At 72.2% G+C, this 25,780-nt stretch carries 28 protein-coding genes; 7 read left to right on the top strand and 21 right to left on the bottom strand.

Features of this window, described 5'->3' with window-relative positions; translation table 11 throughout:
• Positions 1 to 30: 30 nt before the first annotated feature.
• From DEJ18_RS07540 to ybaK, 16 genes are all read right to left on the bottom strand, one after another.
• The gene (locus DEJ18_RS07540; protein ID WP_111211513.1) at positions 31 to 390 is read right to left on the bottom strand and encodes a rhodanese-like domain-containing protein; all 360 of its coding nucleotides are present in this window, start codon (positions 388 to 390) and stop codon (positions 31 to 33) included.
• The gene (gene secF, locus DEJ18_RS07535) at positions 390 to 1,388 is read right to left on the bottom strand and encodes a protein translocase subunit SecF (protein ID WP_111080834.1); all 999 of its coding nucleotides are present in this window, start codon (positions 1,386 to 1,388) and stop codon (positions 390 to 392) included. The genes DEJ18_RS07540 and secF overlap by 1 nt, the downstream gene beginning before the upstream one ends.
• Positions 1,388 to 3,139 (bottom strand): protein translocase subunit SecD, encoded by a 1,752-nt coding sequence (secD, locus tag DEJ18_RS07530; RefSeq protein ID WP_111211514.1) that lies wholly within the window; start codon positions 3,137 to 3,139, stop codon positions 1,388 to 1,390. The genes secF and secD overlap by 1 nt, the downstream gene beginning before the upstream one ends.
• A 91-nt stretch (positions 3,140 to 3,230) precedes the next feature.
• Positions 3,231 to 3,617: a preprotein translocase subunit YajC gene (locus tag DEJ18_RS07525; protein WP_111211515.1), complete on the bottom strand. Its 387-nt coding sequence runs from the start codon at positions 3,615 to 3,617 to the stop codon at positions 3,231 to 3,233.
• A gap of 67 nt (positions 3,618 to 3,684) precedes the next feature.
• On the bottom strand, positions 3,685 to 4,722 hold the full coding sequence (gene ruvB, locus DEJ18_RS07520) for a Holliday junction branch migration DNA helicase RuvB (RefSeq protein WP_111080837.1): 1,038 nt from the start codon (positions 4,720 to 4,722) through the stop codon (positions 3,685 to 3,687).
• Positions 4,719 to 5,336, bottom strand: a complete 618-nt coding sequence (ruvA, locus tag DEJ18_RS07515; protein WP_111211516.1) for a Holliday junction branch migration protein RuvA — start codon at positions 5,334 to 5,336, stop codon at positions 4,719 to 4,721. Before ruvA ends, ruvB begins: the two co-directional genes overlap by 4 nt.
• On the bottom strand, positions 5,333 to 5,965 hold the full coding sequence (gene ruvC / locus DEJ18_RS07510) for a crossover junction endodeoxyribonuclease RuvC (protein ID WP_111080839.1): 633 nt from the start codon (positions 5,963 to 5,965) through the stop codon (positions 5,333 to 5,335). The genes ruvA and ruvC overlap by 4 nt, the downstream gene beginning before the upstream one ends.
• Before the next feature lie 4 nt (positions 5,966 to 5,969).
• On the bottom strand, positions 5,970 to 6,734 hold the full coding sequence (locus tag DEJ18_RS07505; RefSeq protein WP_111080840.1) for a YebC/PmpR family DNA-binding transcriptional regulator: 765 nt from the start codon (positions 6,732 to 6,734) through the stop codon (positions 5,970 to 5,972).
• A 122-nt stretch (positions 6,735 to 6,856) separates the two neighbouring features.
• Entirely contained in the window at positions 6,857 to 7,456 is a 600-nt protein-coding gene (gene pdxT, locus DEJ18_RS07500; protein ID WP_111211517.1) for a pyridoxal 5'-phosphate synthase glutaminase subunit PdxT, read from the bottom strand.
• Entirely contained in the window at positions 7,446 to 8,363 is a 918-nt protein-coding gene (gene pdxS, locus DEJ18_RS07495) for a pyridoxal 5'-phosphate synthase lyase subunit PdxS (protein ID WP_111211518.1), read from the bottom strand. Before pdxS ends, pdxT begins: the two co-directional genes overlap by 11 nt.
• 12 nt (positions 8,364 to 8,375) lie before the next feature.
• Entirely contained in the window at positions 8,376 to 8,954 is a 579-nt protein-coding gene (locus DEJ18_RS07490) for an HIT family protein (RefSeq protein ID WP_111080843.1), read from the bottom strand.
• Positions 8,954 to 10,942 carry a threonine--tRNA ligase gene (thrS, locus tag DEJ18_RS07485; RefSeq protein WP_111080894.1) on the bottom strand — a complete coding sequence of 663 codons (1,989 nt, stop codon included), beginning with the start codon at positions 10,940 to 10,942 and terminating at the stop codon, positions 8,954 to 8,956. Before thrS ends, DEJ18_RS07490 begins: the two co-directional genes overlap by 1 nt.
• A 118-nt stretch (positions 10,943 to 11,060) precedes the next feature.
• Complete coding sequence (locus DEJ18_RS07480; protein ID WP_111211519.1) at positions 11,061 to 11,603, bottom strand: adenine phosphoribosyltransferase; 543 nt, start codon at positions 11,601 to 11,603, stop codon at positions 11,061 to 11,063.
• Positions 11,604 to 11,765: 162 nt separating this feature from the next.
• On the bottom strand, positions 11,766 to 12,020 hold the full coding sequence (locus DEJ18_RS07475) for a hypothetical protein (RefSeq protein ID WP_111211520.1): 255 nt from the start codon (positions 12,018 to 12,020) through the stop codon (positions 11,766 to 11,768).
• 689 nt (positions 12,021 to 12,709) lie between these two features.
• A complete protein-coding gene (locus DEJ18_RS07470) occupies positions 12,710 to 15,298 on the bottom strand; it encodes an ATP-dependent Clp protease ATP-binding subunit (RefSeq protein ID WP_111211521.1) in 2,589 nt (862 codons plus the stop codon).
• Between the two features lie 96 nt (positions 15,299 to 15,394).
• A complete protein-coding gene (gene ybaK / locus DEJ18_RS07465; RefSeq protein WP_111080847.1) occupies positions 15,395 to 15,880 on the bottom strand; it encodes a Cys-tRNA(Pro) deacylase in 486 nt (161 codons plus the stop codon).
• 67 nt (positions 15,881 to 15,947) lie between these two features.
• On the opposite strand from ybaK, the gene DEJ18_RS07460 reads away from it, so the two are divergent.
• A complete protein-coding gene (locus DEJ18_RS07460; protein ID WP_258371077.1) occupies positions 15,948 to 16,280 on the top strand; it encodes a DUF6412 domain-containing protein in 333 nt (110 codons plus the stop codon).
• Between the two features lie 53 nt (positions 16,281 to 16,333).
• Entirely contained in the window at positions 16,334 to 17,086 is a 753-nt protein-coding gene (locus DEJ18_RS07455; protein WP_111211522.1) for a YidC/Oxa1 family membrane protein insertase, read from the top strand.
• A 62-nt stretch (positions 17,087 to 17,148) separates the two neighbouring features.
• Here the strand turns inward: DEJ18_RS07455 and DEJ18_RS07450 are convergent, their stop codons facing one another.
• Positions 17,149 to 17,409 carry a hypothetical protein gene (locus DEJ18_RS07450; protein ID WP_111211523.1) on the bottom strand — a complete coding sequence of 87 codons (261 nt, stop codon included), beginning with the start codon at positions 17,407 to 17,409 and terminating at the stop codon, positions 17,149 to 17,151.
• Positions 17,410 to 17,496: 87 nt separating this feature from the next.
• Here DEJ18_RS07450 and DEJ18_RS07445 point away from each other — a divergent pair, with 87 nt between their 5' ends.
• Both DEJ18_RS07445 and DEJ18_RS07440 read left to right on the top strand, forming a co-directional pair.
• A complete protein-coding gene (locus DEJ18_RS07445; protein ID WP_111211524.1) occupies positions 17,497 to 18,408 on the top strand; it encodes a hypothetical protein in 912 nt (303 codons plus the stop codon).
• A 245-nt stretch (positions 18,409 to 18,653) separates the two neighbouring features.
• Positions 18,654 to 20,045: an MFS transporter gene (locus DEJ18_RS07440; RefSeq protein WP_111211525.1), complete on the top strand. Its 1,392-nt coding sequence runs from the start codon at positions 18,654 to 18,656 to the stop codon at positions 20,043 to 20,045.
• A 51-nt stretch (positions 20,046 to 20,096) separates the two neighbouring features.
• On the opposite strand, the gene DEJ18_RS07435 is transcribed toward DEJ18_RS07440, so the two are convergent.
• Positions 20,097 to 20,555, bottom strand: coding sequence for an NUDIX hydrolase (locus tag DEJ18_RS07435; RefSeq protein WP_111211526.1), 459 nt, complete (start codon positions 20,553 to 20,555; stop codon positions 20,097 to 20,099).
• A 24-nt stretch (positions 20,556 to 20,579) separates the two neighbouring features.
• On the opposite strand from DEJ18_RS07435, the gene DEJ18_RS07430 reads away from it, so the two are divergent.
• The gene (locus DEJ18_RS07430; RefSeq protein ID WP_111211527.1) at positions 20,580 to 21,404 is read left to right on the top strand and encodes an alpha/beta fold hydrolase; all 825 of its coding nucleotides are present in this window, start codon (positions 20,580 to 20,582) and stop codon (positions 21,402 to 21,404) included.
• A gap of 41 nt (positions 21,405 to 21,445) precedes the next feature.
• Here DEJ18_RS07430 and DEJ18_RS07425 read toward each other — a convergent pair whose 3' ends face one another.
• From DEJ18_RS07425 to DEJ18_RS07415, 3 genes are all read right to left on the bottom strand, one after another.
• Positions 21,446 to 22,489: an SGNH/GDSL hydrolase family protein gene (locus DEJ18_RS07425; protein ID WP_181434285.1), complete on the bottom strand. Its 1,044-nt coding sequence runs from the start codon at positions 22,487 to 22,489 to the stop codon at positions 21,446 to 21,448.
• A 123-nt stretch (positions 22,490 to 22,612) separates the two neighbouring features.
• Complete coding sequence (locus DEJ18_RS07420; protein WP_111080855.1) at positions 22,613 to 22,966, bottom strand: PRC-barrel domain-containing protein; 354 nt, start codon at positions 22,964 to 22,966, stop codon at positions 22,613 to 22,615.
• 46 nt (positions 22,967 to 23,012) lie between these two features.
• A complete protein-coding gene (locus tag DEJ18_RS07415; protein ID WP_111211529.1) occupies positions 23,013 to 23,996 on the bottom strand; it encodes a glycosyltransferase family 9 protein in 984 nt (327 codons plus the stop codon).
• A gap of 118 nt (positions 23,997 to 24,114) precedes the next feature.
• Between DEJ18_RS07415 and DEJ18_RS07410 the strand changes: the two genes are divergently transcribed.
• Both DEJ18_RS07410 and DEJ18_RS07405 read left to right on the top strand, forming a co-directional pair.
• Positions 24,115 to 24,663 carry an HAD-IIIA family hydrolase gene (locus DEJ18_RS07410; RefSeq protein WP_111080857.1) on the top strand — a complete coding sequence of 183 codons (549 nt, stop codon included), beginning with the start codon at positions 24,115 to 24,117 and terminating at the stop codon, positions 24,661 to 24,663.
• Positions 24,660 to 25,757 (top strand): glycosyltransferase family 9 protein, encoded by a 1,098-nt coding sequence (locus DEJ18_RS07405; protein ID WP_111211530.1) that lies wholly within the window; start codon positions 24,660 to 24,662, stop codon positions 25,755 to 25,757. Before DEJ18_RS07410 ends, DEJ18_RS07405 begins: the two co-directional genes overlap by 4 nt.
• The last annotated feature ends 23 nt before the right edge of the window (positions 25,758 to 25,780 follow it).

Genomic DNA, 25,780 nt, shown 5'->3' with positions numbered 1-25,780 from the left:
ACTCGATCCGACAACACTACGCGCGTCGGGTCAGTGCTCGTGACCACGTTCGCCGTCAGCGGCGGCGGCCCGACCGGGGCGGACGACCGGAGCGCCGGACTGCTCCCAGGCGACCATGCCACCCGCCAGGCTGACGGCCGCGACCCCGGCCCGCTCGAGCGCAGCGGCGACCTGCGCCGAGCGGTACCCGCTGTGGCAGACCACGACCGCCGGGTGGTCGTCGTCCGTCGGCACCTCGCCCCAGCGTGACTGCAGCTCCGACATGGGCAGGAGTGTCGCCTGCGGTGCGTGCACGTCGTCCCACTCCGACTGCTCACGGACGTCGATCAGGGCAGCGCCCTCGTCGAGACGGCGGAGCGCCTCGGCGACGTCGACCTCGTGGACGGCCATCAGGCGTCCGCTCCCGCCTCGACCGGACGCTGCTTCGCGGCGGCCTGCGCCTTCTTGGCGTCACCCGCGACGACCTTCGGCTCGTTCTCGCGGAGGTGCGCGTACATCGGCGCCGCCAGGAAGATCGTCGAGTAGGTGCCGACGATGATGCCGATGAAGAGCGCGAGGGAGATGTCACGCAGGGTGCCGGCGCCGAGGACGTACGACCCGATGAACAGGATCGCCGCGACCGGCAGCAGCGCCACGACCGAGGTGTTGATCGACCGAACGAGCGTCTGGTTGATCGCGAGGTTGACGGACTGCTTGAACGTCCGGTGCGACTCGATCGCGGTGTTCTCGCGGACCTTGTCGAACACCACGACCGTGTCGTAGAGCGAGTAGCCGAGGATCGTCAGGAAGCCGATGACGGCCGCCGGGGTGACCTCGAGACCGACGATGCCGTACACGCCCGCCGTGATGAGCAGGTCGTGGATGAGCGCGGTCATCGCGGCGAGCGACATCTTCCAGGTGCGGAAGTAGAGCGCCATGAAGACGGCGGCCAGGGCGAGGAAGATCACGAGGCCGCGGATGGCCTGCGCCAGGACGTCGGCACCCCACGTGGCACCGATGAAGGTCGCGGCGACCTGGGACTCCGGCACGTCGTACGCCTCGGCGAGGTCCGAGGCGATCTCGTCGGTCTGCGCGTTCGTGAGCTGACCGGTCTGCACGCGGATGCCGTGGGTGCCGAGCTGCGAGACGCGCGGCGCCTCGTCGGACACGACCCGCTCGACCGTCTCGGTGGCGATGTTCTGGTCGGTGGTCTTGACGTCGGAGACCGTGAACTCCGAACCACCGGTGAACTCGATGCCGAGCTGGTAGCCACCGCGGAGCCACGGCACCGCGAGGGAGATCACGATGCAGGCGACCGCGATGAGGTACCAGGTCTTCCGTCGACCGACGAAGTCGTAGGAGCGCTTGCCCGTGTAGAGGTCGCTGCCGAACTGGCTGAAGCTCGCCATCAGCTGTCCTTCCCGTTGCCGGTGCCGTTGTCGTTGCCCGTGCTGCCCGAGGCCTTGCGCTCGGCGATGGTCTGGCGGCGAGCGGCCTCGCGCGCACTGCGCTGGCGCTTGCCGTCCACGATGGGTGCGCGGAACTGCGCGCGTCCGCGGTACACCGCGCCGAGGGCGGCCGGGTCCAGTCCGCTGAACCGGTGTCCCTCGCCGAAGAAGCGGCTGCGGGCGATGAGCTGCATCATCGGGTGCGTGAACAGGGCCACGACCACGACGTCGATGAGGGTCGTCAGGAGGAGCGTGAACGCGAAGCCCTTCACATCGCTCACCGCGAGCACGTACAGCGTGACGGCGGCGAGGAAGTTGACCGAGTCGGACGCCAGGATCGTGCGGAGGGCACGCTTCCAGCCGGACTCGACCGCGCTCTCGAGCGCCCGGCCGTCGCGGAGTTCGTCGCGGATGCGCTCGAAGTACACGATGAACGAGTCCGCCGTGATGCCGATCGCGACGATCAGACCGGCCACGCCGGCGAGCGAGAGCCGGTAGTCGACCCGCCACGACATGATCGCGATGATGAGGTAGGTCAGTGCTGCGGCCACGCCGAGCGACAGGACCGTGACGAAGGCCAGGGCGCGGTACTGGATCACCGAGTAGATGATGACCAGACCGAGACCGATCAGTCCGGCGATCAGACCACCCACGAGCTGGGCGGTGCCGAGCGTCGCGGAGATGACCTCGTTCGACTGCACCTGGAAGTTGATCGGCAGCGCGCCGTACTTCAGCTGGTCGGCGAGGGTCTTCGAGGAGTCGGCGGTGAAGGCACCGGTGATCTGGGCCTTGCCGTTGGTGATCGCGGCGTTGGTCGACGGGGCCGTGATGACCGTGCCGTCGAGGACGATCGCGAACTGGTTCTGCGGCTGCGCGAGCGAGACCAGGCGGTTGGTGACGGACGCGAAGTCCTTCGTGCCGGCACCGTTGAACGTGAGGTTGACCGCCCACTCACCGGTCGTCGTGCCCTGCGAGGTCGAGGCGAGCCCGGAGGTGGCGTTGCTGATGTCCGCACCCGAGACCTCGACCGGGCCGAGGATGTACTTGGCGGTCCCGTCGGCGTCGCAGGTGACGAGCGGCTCGTCGTCCGGGGCGGCGGTGACGTCGTCCGGGGCGGAGCACTTGTAGTTCGTGTACAGGTCCTGCAGCTTCGGCGTCACCCATGCCAGGTCGCTGCCGTTGGTCGGCTCGGCGCTCGGCGTCGCCTGCAGCGACGCGGGCGGCGAGTACGGCGTCGGTGACGCGGACTGCGAGCCGTCGTCACCCACCGCGCTGTCGGACGCGGCCTCGGTGTAGAGCACCGGGCGGAAGGTCAGCTTGGCGGCTGCCTCGATCCGCTGGATGGTCTCCTGGTCGGGCTTGCCGGGGATCGAGACGACGATGTTGTTCGCGCCCTGGGTGTTGATCTCGGACTCCGAGACACCGGTGGCGTCGATGCGCTGGCGGATGATGTTCACCGCCTGCTGCAGCTGCTCCGAGGTGACGGCCGAGCCCTCGGTGCTCTGCGCGGCGAGCGTGATCTGCGTGCCGCCCTGCAGGTCGAGTGCCAGCTCGGGGACCCAACTCGCCCCGTCGTACCACTTGTCGGAGGCGTCCTTCGACGTGCTCGCGAGGATCGACGCGGCGGTGTTCAGCCCCGCGAGGATCGCCATGATGATCACCAACCAGGTGAGCGAGCGAAGCGCCTTCTTGACGGGTGTCGATCGTGCCACCGGTCGTCTCGTCTTTCTGTCGTGAGCCCCGCGCGTCGGAACGCACGGGGCCCATGGTGTCGCACCGTCGGCAGCCCGACGGCGTCGTGGGTCAGTCTTCGGTCTTGCGCTTCGTGGTGTCGACGTCCTCGACCCGCTCGCCGTAGATCGGCTCGCCGTTCAGCTCCGTGACGTCGTCCGTCTCGTGCTCGGTCGTGGCGGTCGTGTCGACGGCCTCCGGGGTCTCCTCCGGCACCACGCGGGAGAGCGTCTGGCGGTGCACGGTGATGACGGTCCCCGGCGCGATCTCGACGTCTGCGGTGACCTTCTCGTCGTCGACGGACACGAGCGTGCCGTAGAGGCCGAAGGAGAGCATGACGCGAGCGCCCGGGACCATCTGGCTGGCGGTCTCCGACTGCTGCTTCTTGCGCTTGCGGCTGCTGTAGAACATGAAGGCCGCGAACGCCACGATGATGATGATGAGGAAGTACTGGTCCATGGGGACCCTCCGGTCGGTCGAGCGGTTTCGGGCGCGAGCAGTCTAGAGCACGCGGATGTACGGTACTTCACGCTCCGTCGGCGTCGAAGAGTCCGGGCTGCGCCGCGGCCTGGCCGGGCGTGAGACCGAAGTGGCGCCAGGCCTGCGGCGTGGCGATGCGCCCGCGGGGCGTCCTGGTGACGAGACCGATCCGCACGAGGAACGGCTCGACGACCGACTCGATGGTCTCGGACTCCTCGCCGACCGACACCGCGAGGGTGTTGAGGCCGACGGGACCGCCGTCGAAGCGGGTGAGCATCGTCTCGAGCACGGCACGGTCGAGTCGGTCGAGGCCGTACTCGTCGACGTCGTACAGCTCGAGTGCACCCTGCACCGCGGCCATGCCGTCCCGGGTGCCGTGCACGAGCGCGAAGTCACGGACCCGCCGGAGCAGGCGGTTCGCGATGCGCGGTGTCCCCCGGGAGCGACCGGCGATCTCCCGCAGGGCGTACCGGTCGAAGTCGAGTTCGAGCAGGTGTGCCGCTCGGATGAGGACCTGCTCGAGCTCGTCACGCTCGTAGAACTCGAGGTGCGCGGTGAAACCGAAGCGGTCGCGCAGGGGGTTCGGCAGCAGTCCCGCCCGGGTCGTCGCCCCCACCAGGGTGAACGGCGCGAGGTCGAGCGGGATGCTCGTGGCACCTGCGCCCTTGCCGACCATCACGTCGATCCGGAAGTCCTCCATGGCGAGGTAGAGCATCTCCTCGGCCGAACGGGCCATCCGGTGGATCTCGTCGATGAAGAGCACCTCGCCGGGCATGAGCGACGACAGCACCGCGGCGAGGTCGCCGGCGTGCTGGATCGCCGGCCCGCTCGACATGCGGAGCGGTCGGTTGGACTCGTGGGCGACGATCATCGCGAGCGTCGTCTTGCCGAGCCCGGGAGGCCCGGCCATCAGGATGTGGTCCGGCGTCCGGTCCTGCATGGCCGCCGCCTTGAGGAGCAGGTCGAGCTGCCCCCGGACCTTCCGTTGGCCGACGAACTCGTCGAGCGACTTCGGTCGCAGTGCGCCCTCGAACGCGAGTTCCTCGGGTGACTGGGCGTCCGCGGCCGTGATCCCGCCGCTCATCGCCCGGCTCCGGCGGGACGGAGGCTGCCGAGCGCGGCACGCAGGAGCGCCTGCGTCCCCATCTGGGCGACGCCGGGTTCGGTCGCGACGGCGTCGTCGACGGCGGAGCGGGCCGCGTCCTCGCGCCAGCCGAGCCCGACCAGCGCGATGACGACGTCCTCCGTCGCCGGGTGGGCGGCGGCCGTCGACGGTCCGGCGGCGGTGGGGGCCTCGAACGCCGCGAGCTTGCCGGCGAGGGCGACGATGATGAGCTTGGCGGTCTTCGGCCCGATGCCCGAGACCTTGCGGAACGCGGCGTCGTCGTCGTTCGCCACGGCGTTCGCCACCTGCGCGGCGGTCATCTGACCGAGGACGCCGAGGGCGGACTTCGGACCGACGCCGGAGACGCTCCGCAGCAGGTCGAACACGCGGAGGGCGTCGGTGGAGTCGAACCCGAACAGCTCGAACGCGTCGTCGCGGACGATCAGGGCGGTGCGGAGGAACACCTCGGCCCCGTGGCGCATCGTCAGGGCGTGGGCGGGGGTCACGGTGACGGCGTACCCGACTCCCCCGACCTCCACCACGGCGGTCGACCCGGCGACGTCGATGCAGGTGCCCCGGAGACTCGCGATCATGCTCCGAGCCTAGGCCGGACCGGGGACGTCCTCGGCCCGCCGCTCCGGACGAGCGGCGACGACGCGCTCCGGCCGGCAGCACCCGCCTGCGCGTCCCGCCACGCGCGCTGCGCCGGGGTGAGGGTCTGTGGTCCGGTGCTCACCGCGTCGGGCGATCCGAGCCTCCAGGCGTGACAGACCGCCAGGGCGAGCGCGTCCGCGGCGTCGGCGGGCTTCGGTGCCTCGGCCAGACCGAGGACGCGCGCGACCATGGCCTGGACCTGCCGCTTGTCGGCGTTGCCGTAGCCCGTGATGGCGGCCTTGACCTCGGACGGCGTGTGCAGTCCGACCGGCAGCCCGCGGGCAGCGGCAGCGTGCAGCGCGAGACCGGACGCCTGGGCGGTGCCCATCACGGTGCGCACGTTCGCCTGGGCGAACACGCGCTCCACGGCGACGGCGTCCGGTCGGTGCTCGTCGATCTGCTCCGCGATGCCCTCGGCGATGTGGAGCAGTCGGAGTTCCAGGGCCATGTCCGCCGGGGTGCGGACGACCGTCACGTGCACGAGGCGGGCGCGCCGGTCCGGCGTGACCTCGACCACGCCGACACCGCACCGGGTGAGCCCGGGGTCGACCCCGAGCACGCGGAGCACCGTCTCAGTCCTCGTCCTCGTCGAGCTCGGCCTGCACGTCCGCCGGCACGTCGAAGTTCGCGAAGACGTTCTGGACGTCGTCGGAGTCCTCGAGCGCGTCGATGAGCTTGAACACCTTGCGGGCGGTCTCGGCGTCCACCTCGACCTTGAGGTTCGGCACGAACTCTGCGTCGGCGGAGTCGTAGTCGATCCCGGCCTCCTGCAGCGCGGTGCGCGCTCCGACGAGGTCGGACGCCTCGGTGATGACCTCGAAGCCGCCGCCCTGGTCGATGACGTCCTCGACACCCGCGTCGAGCACGGCCGTCATGACGTCGTCCTCGGAGAGGCCGTCGGTCTTGGTGACCGAGATGACGCCCTTGCGGTTGAAGTTGTAGGCGACGCTGCCCGGGTCGGCCATGGTGCCGCCGTTGCGCGACATCGCGGTGCGGACCTCGGCAGCGGCGCGGTTCTTGTTGTCGGTGAGGCACTCGATGAGCAGCGCGACGCCGTTCGGGCCGTAGCCCTCGTACATGATCGTCGTGTACTCGATCGACTCACCGGTCAGGCCGGCGCCGCGCTTGATCGCGCGGTCGATGTTGTCGTTCGGCACCGAGGTCTTCTTGGCCTTCTGGACCGCGTCGACGAGCGTCGGGTTGCCCGACAGGTCGGCACCGCCCATCTTCGCGGCGACCTCGATGTTCTTGATGAGCTTGGCGAACGACTTCGCACGGCGCTGGTCGATGACCGCCTTCTTGTGCTTGGTCGTTGCCCACTTGGAATGCCCGGACACGGTTCTCCTTGCGTCTAGCCGAAAATCCGGTCCAGTCTACCGACCCGGGAGGCACGGCCAGGGCCCGCCTCGCTGGCGCGGCCCGAGACGGGGCGCGGCGGCAACCGGAGCCGCGAGCCGGCTCAGGCGGAACGGACCATGTCGAGGAAGCGCCGGTGGAAGCGGTCCTCCCCCGCGACCTCCGGGTGGAAGGCGCTCGCGAGGACGTTGCCCTGCTGGACCGCGACGACCTGACCGTCCGCCAGCGCACCGAGCACCCGCACGTCGGCGCCGTGTTGCTCGACCACGGGCGCACGGATGAAGACCGCGTGGACGGGGTCCTCGCCGAGTTCGGGCATCGGGATGTCGGTCTCGAACGAGTCGTTCTGGTTGCCGAACGCGTTGCGCCGGACCGTGGTGTCGAGGACGCCGAGCGTGTGCTGTCCGGCGATGCCGCCGGTGATCCGGGCGCTCAGCATGATCATGCCCGCGCACGTGCCGTAGGCCGGCAGTCCGCCGCGGATGGCGTCGGCGAGTGGTTCCGCGATGCCGAACGTCCGGGACAGCTTGTCCATGACGCTCGACTCCCCGCCGGGGATCACGACGCCGTCGAGCGCGCCGAGTTCCTCTGCACGGCGGAGCGGCACCACGTCGGCACCGAGCTCCGTCAGCGAGGCGATGTGCTCGCGGAAGTCCCCCTGCAGTGCGAGGACGCCGATCCGGGGCGCGGCCTTACCAGCCACGCTCGGCGAGACGGTGCGGCGCGGGGACGTCGGCGACGTTGATGCCGACCATCGCCTCGCCCAGCCCGCGCGAGACCTCGGCGATGACCTTGGGGTCGTCGTGGAAGGTCACGGCCTTGACGATCGCCGCGGCACGCTTGGCCGGGTCTCCGGACTTGAAGATGCCGGAGCCGACGAACACGCCGTCCGCCCCGAGCTGCATCATCATCGCGGCGTCGGCCGGGGTGGCGACGCCACCGGCGGTGAAGAGCACGACCGGCAGCGTGCCGGTCCGTGCGACCTCCTTCACGACGTCGTACGGTGCCTGCAGTTCCTTGGCGGCGACGTAGAGCTCGTCGTCCTTGAGGTTCCGGAGCGCCGCGATCTCCTTCGAGATCGTGCGGATGTGCTTGGTCGCCTCGGACACGTCGCCCGTGCCGGCCTCGCCCTTGGAGCGGATCATGGCCGCGCCCTCGGTGATGCGACGGAGGGCTTCGCCGAGGTTGGTGGCACCGCAGACGAAGGGCGTCGTGAAGCCCCACTTGTCGATGTGGTTCACGTAGTCGGCGGGCGAGAGGACCTCGGACTCGTCGATGTAGTCGACGCCGAGCTCCTGCAGCACCTGCGCTTCGACGAAGTGGCCGATGCGGGCCTTCGCCATGACGGGGATCGATACGGCGGCGATGATCTCCTCGATCATCGACGGGTCGGACATGCGGGCGACACCGCCCTGCGCGCGGATGTCGGCCGGGACGCGCTCGAGGGCCATGACGGCCGTGGCGCCGGCTTCCTCGGCGATGCGGGCCTGCTCGGCGTCGATCACGTCCATGATGACGCCGCCCTTGAGCATCTCCGCGAGACCGCGCTTGACGCGCGAGGACCCGGTGGTCGAAGTGGCGTTGACGGTGCTGGGGGTGCTGTCGCTCATGATGCCGACAGTCTAGTGCTCCGGCCACCCCTCGGCGACGAGTCGTCGGGTCTCGCCGAGCAGCTGTGAAAGCGACTTCGTACGGGCGATGATCGGGAAGAAGTTCGCGTCCGACTGCCACCGCGGCACGATGTGCTGGTGCAGGTGGGCGGCGACCCCGGCACCGGCGACCTCGCCCTGGTTCATCCCGATGTTGAAGCCGTCGCAGTGGGAGACCTGTCGGAGGACGCGCATCGCCGTCTGGGTCAGCTCGCCGATCTCCTGCAGTTCCTCCGGCGTGGCCTGGTCGTACAGCGGGACGTGCCGGTACGGGCAGACGAGCAGGTGGCCGTTGTTGTACGGGTACAGGTTGAGCAGCACGTACGCGTGCTCGCCCCGCGCGACGATGAGGGCGTCCTCGTCGGACTTGTGCGGCGCCTCGCAGAACGGGCAGTCGTCGCGGTGTCCGCGCCCCTCACCGGCCCGGCCGGCGTCGATGTACGCCATCCGGTGCGGGTTCCACAGCCGCTGGAAGGCGTCCGGGACCGCCGCCTGGGTGGCGGCGTCCCGGATCACCAGCGGGTCGCCCTCGTCGTCGAGCGGGCCGGACATCAGACCTGGACGCGGTCGCGGATGGCGGTCGTGATGCGCTCGACCGCTTCGTCCACGGGCACGCCGTTGTCCTGACGGCCGTCACGGAAGCGGAAGCTCACCGCCCCGGCGTCACGGTCGTCCCCGCCCGCGATGAGCTGGAACGGCACCTTCGCCTTGGTGTGCGTGCGGATCTTCTTCTGCATGCGGTCGTCGGAGTGGTCGACCTCGGCGCGGACGCCCTTCGCGCGGAGCTTCGCGACGACCTCGTCGAGGTAGTCGCCGTACTCCTCGGCGACGGGGATGGCGACGACCTGCACGGGCGACAGCCACGCGGGGAAGGCGCCCGCGTAGTGCTCGGTGAGCACGCCGAAGAAGCGCTCGATCGACCCGAACAGGGCGCGGTGGATCATCACCGGGCGCTGGCGGGTGCCGTCGGCCGCGGCGTACTCGATGCCGAAGCGCTCCGGCAGGTTGAAGTCGAGCTGCACGGTCGACATCTGCCAGGTCCGGCCGATGGCGTCACGGGCCTGCACGGAGATCTTCGGGCCGTAGAAGGCGGCGCCGGCGGGGTCCGGGACGAGCTCGAGGCCGGTCTCCTCGGCGACCTCGCGCAGGGTGTTCGTCGCGACCTCCCACACGTCGTCGTCGCCGACGTACTTCTCCGGGTCCTTCGTGGACAGCTCGAGGTAGAAGTCGTCGAGGCCGTAGTCGCGGAGCAGCGAGAGCACGAACCGGAGCGTCGTGGTGAGCTCCTCCTTCATCTTCTCCTGCGTGGTGAAGATGTGGGCGTCGTCCTGCGTCAGGCCGCGCACGCGGGTGAGCCCGTGGATCACGCCGGACTTCTCGTTGCGGTACACGGTGCCGAACTCGAACATCCGCAGCGGCAGGTCGCGGTAGGACCGGGCCTGCGACCGGTACGCGAGGATGTGCATCGGGCAGTTCATCGGCTTGAGGTAGTAGTCCGCCCCCTGCCGAGTGACGTTGCCGTCCTCGTCGCGTGCCTCGTCCATGTGCATGGGCGGGAACATGCCGTCCTTGTACCAGCCGAGGTGGCCGGACTGCTCGAACAGGTCGCCCTTGGTGATGTGCGGCGTGTAGACGAAGGAGTAGCCCTCCTGCTCGTGCCGACGGCGCGAGTAGTCCTCCATCTCGCGGCGGATGATGCCGCCCTTCGGGTGGAAGATCGCCAGTCCCGAGCCGATCTCGTCGGGGAACGAGAACAGGTCGAGCTCGGCGCCGAGCTTGCGGTGGTCGCGCTTGGCGGCCTCCTCGAGGCGCACGAGGTACGCCTTGAGCTGGTCCTTGTCCGGCCAGGCGGTGCCGTAGACGCGCTGCAGCTGCGGGTTCTTCTCCGAACCGCGCCAGTAGGCGGCGGCGACGCGCATGAGCTTGGCGGCGTTGCCGATCCAGCGGGTGTGCGGGACGTGCGGGCCGCGGCAGAGGTCCTGCCACACGACGTCGCCGGTCTTCGGGTCGACGTTCTCGTACACGGTGAGCTCGCCGGCGCCGACCTCGACGCTCTCGCCCGAGTCACCCTCGGACGCGGCGCCCTTCAGGCCGATGAGCTCCTGCTTGTAGGGCTCCCCCGCCATCAGTTCGCGGGCCTCGTCGTCGGAGACCACCCGGCGCCGGAAGCGCTGGGCCTGCTTGACGATGCGGTCCATGCCCTTCTCGATCGCCTTCAGGTCGTCCGGCGTGAAGGGCTCGGCGACGTCGAAGTCGTAGTAGAAGCCGTCGGTGACGGGCGGCCCGATGCCGAGCTTGGCGTCGGGGTTGATCTGCTGCACGGCCTGCGCGAGCACGTGCGCGGCGCTGTGGCGCAGGATGTCGAGACCGTCCTGCTCGTCGAGGGTGACCGGCTCGGCGGTCTCACCGGTGGCGACCTCGGCCGCGAGGTCCTTGAGGACGCCGTCGACCCGGATGGCGACGACACCGCGGATGCCGTCGAAGAGCTCGGTGCCCGTCGTGGTCGTCGTCGCGGTGCGGGGCTCGGGTGCCTGGGGCACGTCGGCGGGCTCGGCGGACTCGGCAGCGACTGACTCGGTCACGATGGTGGGGCTCCCTCGGTCTGGTGGTGCGTCAATGGTAGTGGCGTCACGGGTCCACCCCGGGACGCCGTCGCGCTCAGGCGGGGACGGCGCCGAGCGTGGTGACGGGCAGGCGCGGCTCGAGGCGCTCACGCCCGGAGAGCCCGTCGAGTTCGAGCAGCGCGGCGAACCCGATCGCCTCGTACCCGGCGCGCTCGAGCAGCGTCACGGTCGCGGCTGCCGTGCCGCCGGTGGCGAGGACGTCGTCGACGACGAGCACCCGGGTGCCCGGCTCGAGCTGCCCGGGGCGGAGTTCGAGTTCGGCCTCGCCGTACTCGAGCGCGTACTGCTCGCTGAGGACCTCGCCGGGGAGCTTGCCGGCCTTGCGGACGGTGAGCACGCCGACCTGGTGCTGCGCGGCGATGCCACCGGCGAGGGCGAACCCGCGTGCCTCGATGCCGGCGACGGCGGCGAAGCCCGCACCGATCGCGAACGGCGCGGCGAGGGCCTCGCAGACCCGACCGAACGCGATCGGGTCGGCGAACACCGGGGTGACGTCGCGGAAGAGCACGCCCGCCTTCGGGAAGTCGGGGACGATCTGGGTGAGGCGCTCGACGAGGGCGGCGGCGGTGTCGGTCATGTCGTCAACCGTACGGGCCGACGGCGCACGGCCGTGACGCCCCGGGCGGGTGGAGCGGGTGCGTGCGGACGGGACGGACGGGAGGCTCGGGACCGGCTGGTGCCGTGCCTCCCGTCCGTGGCCGTGGCCGTGGCCGAGGACGCGCTCGCCGAGCCTGACCGGTCAGCGCCACAGGTGCATGCCGGCGCCGAGGATCAGCCACTCGGCTTCGCGGGCGAGGCGCGCTTCGTGCTCGCGCTGCCGGCGGAGCACCGCGGCCGGGTCGACCTCGTGCGGCTGACGGCGGGTGCGGCGGCTCCACACGATGAGGGCGAGGCCGAGGCGGAGCGCCAGCCGGTCCGGCAGCGACACGGGCCGGGGAGCACGGATCGGCGGCCGGACGGGTCTCGGGGGTGGGAGGACGGTCTTGGAGGACATTGGTTCACCATTTCGGATGCATTTCGGGAAAAAGGGGTCGACGAATCGACCGGGAAGACCGTCGCGTCGCCGAGGCGGCGCGACGAAGACACCTCGTGAATGCCGGGAGAATGCACTCGGCGAGGTCCAGCGAGCATTTCGGGTCGTTGCAGGTCGGCCTTCTCCCGGCCACGGCGGCCCACCGTGTCGATCGCCTCATCGTCGCGGTGACGGACGCTGCGATCGGTCGGGGACCGCGGCGACCCGCGCGTGCGACGGCACGAGCGGAATCCACGGCGTCCGACCAGCGGGGCCGCCCAGCGGCGCTCCCGCTCGGTCAGGCCCGTCGGAACGGCCCGGCAGTGCGGGATCGGTGCCGGGAGCCGGTCGCGAGCTGAGGCTCAGCGCACGGCAGGTGGCAGGGAGGAGGTCCGGTCAGCAGGAACCGACGGTGGGACCGGTGGTTCCACGGACTGCTCGGAACGGCGTCTGCGTGGTGATCATTGTCGGCCCCCTTTCGGCACGGTTCTCTGGTGATGCGGGATGTGATTCCCGACGCATTCGGTCGTCCGTTCGCGTCGAGAGAACACTATCCAGGTCGACTCGGGCTCCGCAACCCCTTTTCTCCATCTCTTGCGGAATTGCATCCGCGAACACGAGAAGCCCCCCGGCACCGGAGTGCCGGGGGGCTTCTGACGTCATCGACAGGACTAGACCGCGACGGGAGCGGCGACCACGGCGACGACCGAGCCGTCGGCGATGTCGATCCGTACCGTGTCACCCTCGTGCGCGGACCCGTCGACCACCAGTTCGGCGATCCGGTCGTCGACCTCGCGCTGGATCAGCCGGCGCAACGGACGGGCGCCGTACTCCGGCTCGTACCCGTGCTCGGCGAGCCAGTCGGTCGCCGCCTCGGACACCGACAGGACCATGCCCTGCGCGGCGAGCCGGAACGCCGTCTCCTGCAGCAGGAGCGACACGATCGACCGCAGCTGCCCGCGCTCGAGCTTGCGGAAGAGCACGATCTCGTCGATGCGGTTGATGAACTCCGGCCGCATCGACTCGCGGAGCTTGCCCATCACCCGGTTGCGCAGGTCGTCTTCCGCGTAGCCGCCGTCGGCGGCCACCGAGAACCCGAGCGCGCCCGAGCGGGAGGCCAGGAACTCCGACCCGATGTTCGAGGTCATGATGACCACCGTGTTCCGGAAGTCGACCGTCCGGCCCTGGCCGTCGGTGAGCCGGCCGTCGTCGAGCACCTGCAGCAGCAGGTTGAAGACGTCGGGGTGCGCCTTCTCGACCTCGTCGAGCAGGATCACCGAGTACGGGTTCCGACGGACGCGCTCGGTGAGCTGGCCGGCCTCGTCGTAGCCGACGTACCCCGGAGGGGCACCGACGAGCCGCGAGACCGTGTGCCGCTCGCCGAACTCGCTCATGTCGAAGCGGAGCATCGCCGACTCGTCACCGAACAGCGACGCGGCCAACGCCTTGGCGAGTTCGGTCTTGCCGACACCGGTCGGACCGAGGAAGAGGAAGCTGCCGACCGGGCGACGCGGGTCGCCCATGCCGGTGCGGCTGCGCCGGACCGCCTTCGCGATCGCCCGCACCGCGTCGTCCTGTCCGACCACCCGGTCGTGCAGTTCCGACTCCAGGGCGGCGAGTCGGGTCTTGTCGGCGGAACCGAGGCGGGTCACCGGGATGCCGGTGGCGCGTGACACCACGGCGGCGATGTCCGCTTCGGTGATGACGTCGTCCGCGGGCGACGGGACGGAGGCGCGCTCGACGTCACCGGTGGCGGCGGCGGTGATCCGCGCCTCCAGTCCGGCGATCTCGTCCCGCAGGTCCGAGGCCTCCTCGTACTGCTCCTCCGCGACCGCGCGGTCCTTCCGGGCCGTCAGGTCGGCGACCTGGGCACGGAGCCCCTCGACGTCGACGTCGCCCGAGCGGGCGAGGCGGCGGCGGGCGCCGGCCTGGTCGATGAGGTCGATCGCCTTGTCCGGCAGGTGCCGGTCGGTGACGTACCGGTGGGAGAGTTCGACGGCGGCGCGGATGGCGTCGTCGGCGTAGGTCACGTCGTGGTGCTCGGCGTACCGGGGGCTGAGACCGGCGAGGATCGCGACGGCGTCCTCGACGCTCGGCTCCCCCACCGTGACGGGCTGGAAGCGGCGCTCGAGGGCGGCGTCCTTCTCGATGCGGCGGTACTCGTTCAGCGTCGTCGCGCCGACCAGGTGCAGGTCGCCCCGGGCCAAGCGCGGCTTGAGGATGTTGCCCGCGTCCATGGCACCGCCCTCGCCGCCGCCGCCGGCGCCGACGACCGTGTGGAGTTCGTCGACGAACACGATGAGCTCGTCGGCGTGTGCGGCGATCTCGTCCATCGCCTTCGTCAGGCGTTCCTCGAAGTCACCACGGTAGCGGGTGCCGGCGAGCATGCCGGGCAGGTCGAGCGCGACGACCCGCTTGCCCTGCAGCAGGGCCGGGACGTCGCCGTCGACGATGCGCTGGGCGAGCCCCTCGACGATGGCGGTCTTGCCGACGCCGGGCTCGCCGATGAGGACCGGGTTGTTCTTGGTGCGACGGAGCAGGATCTCGACGGCCTGCTCGATCTCGTCGGCGCGGCCGATCACCGGGTCGATGCGACCCTCGCGGGCGCGGGCGGTGAGGTCGGTGCCGAACTGGTCCAGCGTCGGCGTCTCCGACTGCTGGTCCTGCTGAGCGGTGGTGCCGGGCATGGGACGCCCCTCTCGTGCGGCCTCGGCCGCTTCCTGCGCGTAGGACTGCATCACCTGCGGGGTGACGCCGGCGCTCGCGAGCAGCTGGCCCGCGACCGTGTCCTGGTCCGTGACGAGCACGAAGAAGACGTGCTCGGGGTCGGTGTACGTGCTGCCGAAGCCGCGCGCGGCCTGGGTGGCCTCGAGCAGGATCCGTTGCGCCGACGGGGTCAGCGCCGGACGGCCCTCCGGTCGGTCGCCGGACGGCATCGGCAGGCGCTGCTCGACCTCGGCGGCGAACCGCTCGGGATCGGCCCCCGCGGACCGCAGCACGGCGGCGAAGGGCTCGGTGCCGACGAGCACGTGCAGGACGTGCAGGGCGTCGATCTCGTGCTGGCCCTGCTCGACCGCGTACGCGGCCGTCTGCTGGAGCAGCTCGTGGGTACGCCGGCTGAGGAGCCGCGTGATGTCGACCGGTCGTCCGAACGGCATGGACCGCTGGGACTGGCCGGGGTTCTGGGAAGCCGCGAGCAGTCGTGCGAGGAACTCGTCGAACGAGTCGTTGCCGCCGGTCGGGCCGAACGTCTGTGGCAAAGGGACCTCCTGAGGAACTTGAGTGCCTTCGGCTCAATGCAACGCAGGAGGACCGTCGCCATTCCCGTCTGGAGGAAAAAGTTGCGGCGGGTCGACTCAGGTCCGGGTGATGGTCGCTGTGCTCGCGTCCGTGACCCGTGCCAGGTCCGCCGGGGCCAGCTCGACGTCGAACCCGCGACGCCCGCCCGACACGAAGATCGTCGGGTGGTCGGCGGCCGAGGCGTCGAGGACGGTGCGCAGACGGGTGCGCTGCCCGACCGGACTGATCCCGCCGACGACGTACCCGGTGCGACGTTCCGCGAGCGTCGGGTCGGCGAGCGAGGCCTTCTTCCCGCCGACGGCGGCTGCGATCGCCTTGAGGTCGAGCCGGTCCGCCACGGGGACGATCGCCACCGCGAGCTCGCCGTCCACCGACACGACGAGGGTCTTGAACACCTGCTCCTCACGCAGCCCGAGCGCCGCCGCGGCCTCTTCGCCGAAGTTCGTCGCGCTCTCGTGGTGCTCGTAGACGTGTGGGGTGTACGGGACGCCGGCCCGCTCCAGCGCGAGAGTCGCCGGGGTGCTCGGGGAAGCTGCGCTCATGCACCGATCCTGCCCCGCACGACCGGCACGCCGACGGAGGCTCGCGGACGCTACGCTGAGCCGCACCATGACCGTCATCGAGGTGCTGCTCCGCGTGGTCGCCGCGCTGCACGCACTCGACCCCGCCGCACTCGCCCAGTTGCCGACACTCGGCGCTCCACCGGCGATCACGGTCGCCGTGCTCGGGGTCACCGCGATGGGTCTCACGGTCGCGGGGATCGCGGCGCTCGCCGCGGCCGCACTCGTGCTGCGTCTCGTCGCCCTCCTCATCGGAGCGGTCGGCGCCGCCCCCCGGGTGCCCTCGAACGCCCCGGATCTCGCCACCCGGATCGCGTGGAGCGACCCCGACGCGGACGGGCACGCCCGACCGCGGGCACCGGGAGCCGTCTCGGCGGTCTGACACCGGTCGGTGTCGGGCCGCAGACGCCCCGACCCATCGATCGAAGGACCCCCGTGGACATCACCACCCTGCCTGGCCTCGACGCCGTGCTGCACACCGGCGCGACCGCCGTCACCGCCCTCACCGAACTGCTCACCCCCGTCGTGGGACCGATGGCGGCGGCACTCGCCGTCGTCGTGCTGACGCTCGCCGTCCGCGTCCTGCTCGTCCCGCTGTCCGTCCTGCAGGTGCGCGCGGAGCGGGACCGCCGGCGCCTCGCACCCCGGATCGCCGAACTCCGGCGGCGAGCCGGCCGTGACACGGTACGGTTCCAGCGCTCGCTGCAGGAGCTGTACACCGCGGAGGGCGTGTCACCGCTCGCCGGGTGCCTGCCCGTCCTCGCGCAGGCGCCGGTCGTCTCGCTGCTGTACACGCTCTGCACCCACGTGAGCATCGACGGGACCGTCAACGCCCTGCTTCGCGCAACCCTCGCCGGCATCCCGCTCGCGCAGTCGGCGGTCGCGGTCGTCACGTCACCGCTGTGGGTGCACGCCTGGGTCGTCCTCGTGCTGCTCGCCGTGCTCGCCGTCACGGTCGAGCTGACCCGCCGGGCGCAGCTCCACTGGAACCCGGTCGTCGCGCCGGGCCCAGCGGCGTCCGACGCCACCGCACCCGGCGCTGCGGTCGCGGCGGGCATCGCACGGTGGGTGCCGTTCGTCTCGGTCGTCTTCGCCGCGGTCGTCCCGCTCGCCGCCGCACTGTACGTCGTGACGAGCGCGGTCTGGACGCTCGGTGAGCGCGCCGCCCTCCGCCGCCTGGTCCGCTAGTCGGGGGACGACCGAGGGCGGGGTGACCAGCAGGGCACGGTCGAGCCGCGCCCCGCTGGGCGTCAGCCGCCCTGGCCCTCCTGCTGCGGCCCCTGGTCGACCGGGTCGTACTCGGTGTCACGACCCTGTTCCTCCTCGGGCAGGGGCACGTGCCGCTCGGTACCGCTCCCGCCCGGGCTCGTCGCGACGTAGTCGGCCTCGCCCGACTGCGTGTCGTTGCTGAGCGGTTCGAGGGTCTCCTCGTCGACGTCCGCCGGCGTGGATCCGGTGGCGTCGGCGGGGACGGCAGGGTCGGGCGACTGGTCGTTCTGCGCGGTGGTCATCCCCCGGGCGTACTCCCCCCGGTCTGGGTGCGCGCCGACACCGTGCCGGTGGCAGGCTGAGCAGAGGCGTGACGACGAGGAGCGCGCATGAGCCGGACCGACGACGACGCGGCAGCACGTGCCCGTCTCGAACGCGTCGCCTGGGGCGCCGCGTCCACACCCGCCGAGGCCGTGCGCGCCCGGATGGCCCTGGCCGATCTCGACCGGGAGGCCCGGGGACGGGCCCGCACCGCTCCCCCGTCCGGCACACGGTCCGCTCCGGACACGCGACGGCGGGCGGACCCGGCGACGGCTCCGGTGCCCACCCGCTCACCGTCCGGCACCCTCCCGGTCGGGTCGTCCGACGGCACCACCCCCGGAGGGCGTGTGGACACCGCGACCGGTGCGGGCAGCGACGGCCCTGCGGTGGACGACGACGAGGCGGACCGCGGCGGGACGGACCGGCGCGGCACGGGCCTCCTGGGCGCTGTCCGGCGTCTGGTCGGGCGCGCGCGGCGGACCGACCGGACCGTGCTGTGGGCGCTCGGCGGCGGGGCCGTCGTCGTCGGTCTCGTCGTGGGCACGGGAGTCGGGCTCTCGGTCGGCACGAGCGCAGCACGACCCGCGACGACGACGGTCACCCCGGCGGCCGGGACGGTGACCGTCGAACAGATGCTCGACCTGCCACAGACGTTCGCCGACCAGCTCCCCGGGTCCGTCGAGGCGCCGGTCTCACTCCGGACGACACGCCTGGTGTTCACGAACCGGTCGCTGTCCGGTGAGGCCTCGGCCACGCCGTGGAACGTCTGGGCCGGCGTCGGGCGGGACGGTTCCACCGTCTGCCTGGTCGCGACGGCCGACCGCATCGAGGGCACGAGCGCCTGCTACCCCCGCGAGGACGCCCTGCACGGCACGGTGTCCCTGTCGGCGACGTCGCTGAGCGGGACACTCTGGGTGCGTCTGGTCGGCGGTGCCGTCCGGGGCACCGTGACGAGCACGGCCACGAGCCGGATGTACTGACGCACGCCGAGCCCCCGTCAGGTGCGCGACCGGGTGCTCGTTGGAGCGCTCCTGAGAGCCTCGCGAGAACCGCCCGGGCGTGCTCGCGGGAACCGCGAGCCTCGTGCAACACTGGATGAGCGCACTCGCCGTGGAGTGGCCAGGACCACATCTCCACACCCCACCCATCCACCCGAGCGCGCCCCACCCCGGTCGACCAGTCGTCCGCGCGCGCTCCTCGCACGTCCTCGAGGAGGTCAGCCGCCGTGTCCACCACCAGCAACCAGACCGTCCACCCGTACACGACGCCGATCACCGTGACGACGTCGTCGGTGGTCGGCATCGCCGTGCTCGGGCTCGCCACGTTCTTCGCCATCACGACCGAGCTCATGCCGGTCGGACTGCTCGGCACCATGAGCCACGACCTGGGTGTCACCGAGTCGACCATGGGCATCGTCATCACCGTGTACGCCGCGGCGGTCGCCCTGCTCGCGCTGCCGTTGACCTCGCTGACCGCCAGGCTGCCACGGAAGACCGTGCTCGTCGCGACCCTGGTCGGGTACACCGTGTCGAACGCGCTCGTCGCCTTCGCACCCTCGTTCGCCGTCGTCTGCGCCGGCCGGGTCGTCGGCGGCATCGCCCACGCGCTGTTCTTCTCCGTCGCCTCGGCGTACGCCACCCGCATCGTCCCGCCGCGCCTGGCCGGACGAGCCATCGCGTTCGTGTACTCCGGCAGCTCACTCGGCTTCGTGATCGGCGTGCCCCTCGCCACCGGCGTGGGCCAGTCCATCGGCTGGCGTCCGGCCGTGGGCGCCGTCGCCGCCTGCGCAGCCGTCCTCGCCGTGGTCGCCGCGGCCTTCCTGCCCTCCGTGCGGGGTGCCGCCTCACCGCACGTCGGCTCTCAGAAGGCGTGGGCCCGCACCGGACTGCTGTCCGTCGTCGTCGCCGACCTGCTGCTCTTCGCCGGGCACTACGTCGTCTACACCTACGTCGGGCCCTACGTCGTCGACGCCGGACTCGACGCGGGCATGGTCTCCGGCGCGCTGCTCGTCCTCGGTGGCACGGGGGTGATCGGGCTCTGGCTCGCCGGGGTCTTCGTCGACCGGGCGCCCCGGCAGACCCTCCTGGTGTCGATCGCCGCGATGGCCGTCGCCTTCGTCGTGATGCCCTTCGCCCACGGGTCCCTGGTCGGCACCATGGTCGTCGCCGGCGTCTGGATGGCGGCGAACGGGACGACCGGCACGCTGTTCATGGCCGCGGCGATCCGCACCGGCGGGGTCAGCCCCGAGATCGCCGGTGCGCTCGTCAACGGCGCCTCGAACATCGGCATCGCGGGCGGTGCCGCACTCGGCGGGCAGGTGCTCGGGCTGTCCGGGCTGCAGACGCTGCCGTTCGCCGGAGCGGTGGTGCTCGTCGTTGGCCTGTCGGTCGTCGTGCTCGCCCGCCGCGGGTTCCCGGTGCACGCCACCGCGCAGCCGCACCTCAGCACGTCCTCCATCGAGGTCCTCACCTCGTCGCTGGCCGTCGTCACGAGTTCGATCCCGACGGTGAGCCGCGCCATCCAGACGATCACCGGCTCGGTCGCGACCGTCCACCGTGCTGCGACGGGGTCGATCCGCACGGCGACGGGCTCCGTCCGGACCGTCGGCGAGCGGTAGCAAGCCCCGGGAGGTCCGTCGCCGGCTCCCCGACCTGGCTTCCGGAGTCGGTCAGGCGCGTGCCACCAGGGCGTCCAGCGCGGCGACCTGCCCGGCGACGACGAGCCCCCGCGCCACGTCGAGCGGTGTCCACCGCGCGTCGTCCACCTCGGGGACGTCGACGAACCGACCGGAGCCGCGGGGCAGTTCGAGGGCGACCGTGTTGCTCCGGACCACGTCCACCGAGAACGCCGGCGCCTGCAGGGCGTACACCGTCACGACCTTGCCGGACCCCTGCCGGAACTCCCCGAGCAGCTCCGGGACACCGTCGGGAGGCGCGGTGCCGATCTCCTCGGCGAACTCGCGGCACGCGGCGGCGAGGGTGTCCTCACCGTCGACCGGTTCGCCCTTCGGGATCGTCCACGCCCGCGGGCGCCGCCGCCAGAACGGACCGCCCATGTGGGCGATGAACACCTCGAGTGCTTCGCCGGTGCCACGGTGCAGCAGGAGACCGGCGGAACGTGGGGGCACGGTCGGCAGACTACCCTCGCGCGCATGCGCAGCATCGAGCTCCGGGACGGCCGCTTCGTCCTGGTCGACGACACCGCACCGGACACCGAGCGGCCGACGGTCGTGTGGCACCACGAGTCGCCGCACACGGGCGTCCTCTTCGAGCCGTTGACGAGCGCAGCGACCGCACGCGGTCTGCGCCTCGTCGCCGTCACCCGCCCGGGCTACGGCGGCGCCGACACCCTGCCCGGGCGACGCGTCGCGGACGGCGCCCAGGACCTCGAGCAGGTCCTCGACGTCCTGGGGGTCGCACGCGTCGCGGTGCTCGGCGGCTCCGGCGGGGGTCCGCACGCGCTCGCCGCCGCAGCGCTCCTCCCCCACCGCGTCGCGGCAGCGGCCGTCCTCGCCTGCCCCGCGCCGTTCGAGGACACGTCGGAGTGGTGGGACGGCATGGCGGCCGACGGAGGCCTCCGGGCAGCGACCGCCGGACGGGAGGCCCGGATCGCCTGGGCGGCGTCGGCCACGTTCGACCCGGCTCAGTTCGTCGACGTCGACTGGGCAGCGCTCGACGGGGACTGGGCGGCACTGGGACGCGATGCGGGCGCGGCCGGTGCGACGGGCCTCCAGGGCGGCGCCGACGACGACGTGGCGTTCGTGACCGACTGGGGGTTCGAACCGTCGGCCGTCACCGTCCCGACGGTCGTCGTGCACGGCGCCCGTGATCGGGTCGTGCCGGTCGCGCACGGGCGGCGACTCGCTGCGGCACTCCCGGCGGTCGAGTACGAGGAACGCGCCACGGACGGACACATCGCGGTCCTGGCGGCGGTGCCGGCGCTCCTCGACCGGCTCGCGGCGGTGCTCCGGAGCTGAGGGGACACGCTGGCCGCCTGCCGTTCCCGGTCGGCACCGCGTCAGCCGAACTCGCGCCGGAGCAGGTCCGCGGTGCTCTCGGTCAGGAACCGGACGCCCGCTCGGTCGGGGTGGAGGGCGCCGGGCTTCAGGTCGATGCGGCGCAGCCCGCCGAGGGAGTCGAGGGAGATGCCCTCGACGTAGGACCCCCTGCGCGCGCAGGCGGAGTGCGCCTGGGTGGCGGCGAAGACGTCGAGGAACGTGACGCCGGCAGCGCGGGCGGCGTCCCGTCCGACCTCGTCGAGCTGCTCCTGCACGCCGTGCAGCCAGCGCACGTCGGTGTCGGTGAACGGGTAGGTGTCCTCGGGGAACCGTCCGGCGAGGGTCCCGAGGTCGACGGCCGGCCGGAAGCAACCCGACGACGGGGTGTGTGCCTCGTCCGGGAAGATCGCCGGGTACCCGAGCAGGACCACCCTGGCGTTCGGGGCCGCGGCACGGACGTCGGCGAGCGTCTCGGCGATCCCGAGCGCCACCCGGCTCTGGATCTTGACGCCGAGGGTGTCCACCCCGTCGGCCACCAGGGTGCTCCGGCACGAGGGCGCGTTCTGGCCGGAGAAGACCGGCCCCGAGGCCGACAGCGCGAGGCAGGACGCGGCCGTGCCGAACAGATCGGCGTCGTTGCCGCCGATGGTCAGCGTCACGAGCCGGGTGGACGCGGACAGGGCCTCGATCTGGGGCGGAGCCCCGCGGAACTGGGTGCCGTCGCGGACGTCCTCGCTCGTCGCCCCGGCGCAGCTGACGTCGGTGAGGTCGAGCCCGAACCGGGCGGCGATGCGGTGCGGGTAGTCCTCACCCGACTGTGCGCAGGCCCGGACCGGCAGGCCCGTCGGGTGCCCGAGACCGTACCCGGCGGAGTACGAGTCGCCGAGGGCGACGTACTCGCTGCCCGGTGGCAGGTCGGGGAGCGTCTCCGGCGGGTCGTCCGTGACCGGGAAGGGCTGCGGGACCGGCCATTGCGGAGCGGCGACCGCCGCCGGCGTCACGGCCGTGTCACCGACGACGACGGCCCCCACGAGCACGGCCGACGTCACGAGTGCGGTGAGCACGCGGCGGACGGTCGAGCGGCGCAGGGTGGGCTCCGGAGCGGGTTCGGGTCGGGTGGCGACCCGCGGGCGGGGTCGAGCGGACCAGGCTAGCCGGTCCGGCTCGACCTCCGCGGACAGGGATGGTCAGCGACGACCGAGACGACGCTCGCCGCCGGCGCCGGGCTGGTACGGCATGCCGTAGTGCGCGAAGAGCTCCGGCTCGAGCGCGGCGTCGAGCTCGCCGTCGGTGGCGATCGACGGTGCTTCCTTGACGGCCTTCTTGTCGAACGTCACGACGAGGTGCTTCGGGGTGACGGTCGCGCCGACGAGCGGGACGAAGACGAGCTTCTTGCCGACGACGCCCGTGGTGATCGACCCGAACGCCGGCTCCGACGTCGCGGTGTCGTAGTAGATGCTCTCGAGGTTGCCGATCTTGTCGTCCTGGTCGTCGACGACCGGCAGACCGATCCAGTCCCGGATGTTGGCTGCTTCGAACACGGCGTCTCCCTCCGACGGCCGGACCCTCCGAGCCGTCGGATCGACGCTACCGATCGGTGCTGGGTGCGGTGACGGCGGGCGTCACACCGAGCCCGTCGACCGCGGTCAGCACGTCCTCGGCGCTGACGGCGAGGATCGCGGGGTCCGGGTCCTCGGCGAACACGTCGCCGCGGCGCACCGAGGCGTCGGTGAGGACCACGTGCGGGCCGGACGCCGGCGGACCCCAGGCCTCGGGCGGGGCCGGACCGAACAACACCACGGACGGGATGCCGTACGCCGAGGCCAGGTGCGCGGCTCCGGTGTCGACCGTGACGAGGAGACTCGCCGCGGCCACGACCGCGGCGAACGGCTGCAGGTCGAGGCGGCCGGCGAGCACAGCGGCGTCGTCGAGACCGGCCGACGCCGCGACGGCCAGCGCCCGCTCGACGTCGTCCGAGCCGCCCGTCAGCACCACGCGGTGACCGCGCGCGACGAGGCCGCGCACCACCTCGGCGAAGCGGTCGACCGGCCAGTGCCGCGCCCCGTGGAAGGCGCCCACGTGCACCACTGCGGCACCCTCGACGACGGCGGGGACGGCCGGGACGGCGATGGACACGTCGTCCGGGTCGGCCGGCATGCCGTGCGCGGTCATCAGGCCGGCCCAGCGCTCGCGCTCGTGCACGTCGTGCTGCCACTCCGGCCCGTCGGGGGCGCCGTGCCCGATCACCCGTCGGGCCTGCAGCGCGTCGATGAGCTGCCCGGACTCCGGGCCGGCGCCGTGCAGGTTCACGGCGACGTCGACGACGCCGGCCGGGACCGCGATCGGGTGGTCGAGGCCGTGCTGGGCGAGGTGCACGTCCACGTCGGTGACGAGTTCGACGACCGGGGCGAGCCAGGCCGTCGTCGCGAGCGTGATCCGGTGGCCGGGGAACGCCCGACGGAGGGCGTGCAGCGCGGGGACGGCGACGAGCAGGTCGCCGAGCTTGATCGCACGGAGCACGACGAGCTCCGGTCGGCCGTCGGACGGGGGCAGGGTGGGTACGGCGGTCACGAGGTCCGACGCTACCGGGCCGCGGGCCTGTCGTCCGCGACACCGAGGAGCTGTCCGCGGCGCGCCACGCGCCGCTGCCGGGTTGGGCGAGCCCGCCGTCCGCCCGGTAGAGAGGAGTGTGGCTCTCTCCGACCGACCGCTGCGCGGTGTGCTCTTCGACCGTGACGACACCCTGGTGATCGACGTCCCGTACAACGCGGACCCGGAACGTGTCGTCCCCGTCCCGGACGCCGCGCGCGCCGTCGCCGCGGCCCGGGCCGCCGGGCTCGCGGTGGGTGTCGTCACGAACCAGTCCGTCATCGCGAAGGGCATGGCCACCCGCGAGCAGGTCGACGCCACGAACGCCCGGGTCGACGAACTCGTCGGACCGTTCGACGTGTGGGAGGTCTGCCCGCACGACCGCGAGGACGACTGCTCGTGCCGCAAGCCCCGGCCGGGCATGGTCCTCGCTGCGGCACAGCGACTCGGGCTCGACGCGGCGGACCTCGTCGTGATCGGCGACATCGGCGCCGACGTCGGCGCCGCGGCCGCCGCGGGGGCGCAGGGCGTCCTCGTCCCGACCGGGCGCACCCTGCCCGCCGAGGTCGCGGCGGCCACGACGGTGGCCGGTTCCCTCGAGGAGGCCGTCGCCCTCGTCGTCGCGCACGCCGCCCCGGTGTCGGCGTGAGCGGCGGGCGCGGGGACGGACACCGGGTGCTGGTCGCCCGGCTCGACTCGTTCGGCGACGTCCTGGTCGCCGGGCCCGCCGTCCGCGCCGTCGCCGCCGGTGCCGACCACGTGACCCTGCTCTGCGGCCCCCAGGGAGCCCCGGCCGGTGCCCTGCTGCCCGGCGTCGACACCCTGCGGGTGTGGGCCGCGCCCTGGGTCACCGAGACGGTCCGCCCGCTCGACGACGCCGTGCTCGCCGAGTTCCGGGCGCTGATCGCCGAGGAGCGGCCGGACGAGGCCGTCGTCCTGACGTCCTTCCACCAGTCCCCGTTGCCGCTCGCGATGCTGCTCCGGCTCGCCGGCGTCCCGCGCGTGTCCGGCGCCTCGGTCGACCACCCGGGCGCGCTGCTCGACGTGCGGCTCCGCCCGGGCGAGGACCTGCCCGAGGACGTCCCCGAGCCCGAGCGCGCGCTCCGGATCGCCGCGGCCGCGGGCTTCCCGCTGCCCGACGGCGACGACGGAGCGCTCCGTATCCGGGACGACGAGGTCGTCAGCATCCCCTCCGAGGTCGCGGCCCTGGACCGCTACGTCGTCGTCCACCCTGGTGCCAGCGTCGAGGCCCGCTCCTGGCCCCCGTCCTCCCACCGTGCCCTGGTGGCCGAGTACGCCCGGCTCGGCGTCCCCGTCGTCGTCACGGGGTCCCCGGGCGAGCGCGACCTCACCGCCGAGGTCGCGGGCAGCACGGCCGTCGACCTCGGCGGTCGGACCAGCCCGGCCGGACTCGCCGCCGTCCTCGCCGGCGCCGAGGTGGTGGTGGTCGGCAACACCGGGCCCGCCCACCTCGCCGCCGCCGTCGGCGCGCGGATCGTCAGCCTGTTCTCGCCGGTCGTCCCGGCGGTGAAGTGGGCGCCGTACGCCGCGCACGTCGAACTGCTCGGCGACCAGGAAGCCCCGTGCCGCCTCAGTCGGGCGCGCGACTGTCCGGTCCTCGGACACCCCTGCCTGGCGGGCGTCGGCGTCGATGACGTGCTCGCCGCCCACGAGCGCCTGGTCGGATGCGCTCTCCGGACGAACGACAGCTCCCTGCGAACAGCACCAGAGACCCGGCGGTAGCGTGCGGCACTGCTTCTCCTTCT

Source organism: Curtobacterium sp. MCSS17_015 (assembly GCF_003234265.2).
Lineage (GTDB): Bacteria > Actinomycetota > Actinomycetes > Actinomycetales > Microbacteriaceae > Curtobacterium.
Note: the sequence above shows the minus strand (reverse complement) of the source record. Positions and strands in the feature narration are given on the sequence as shown.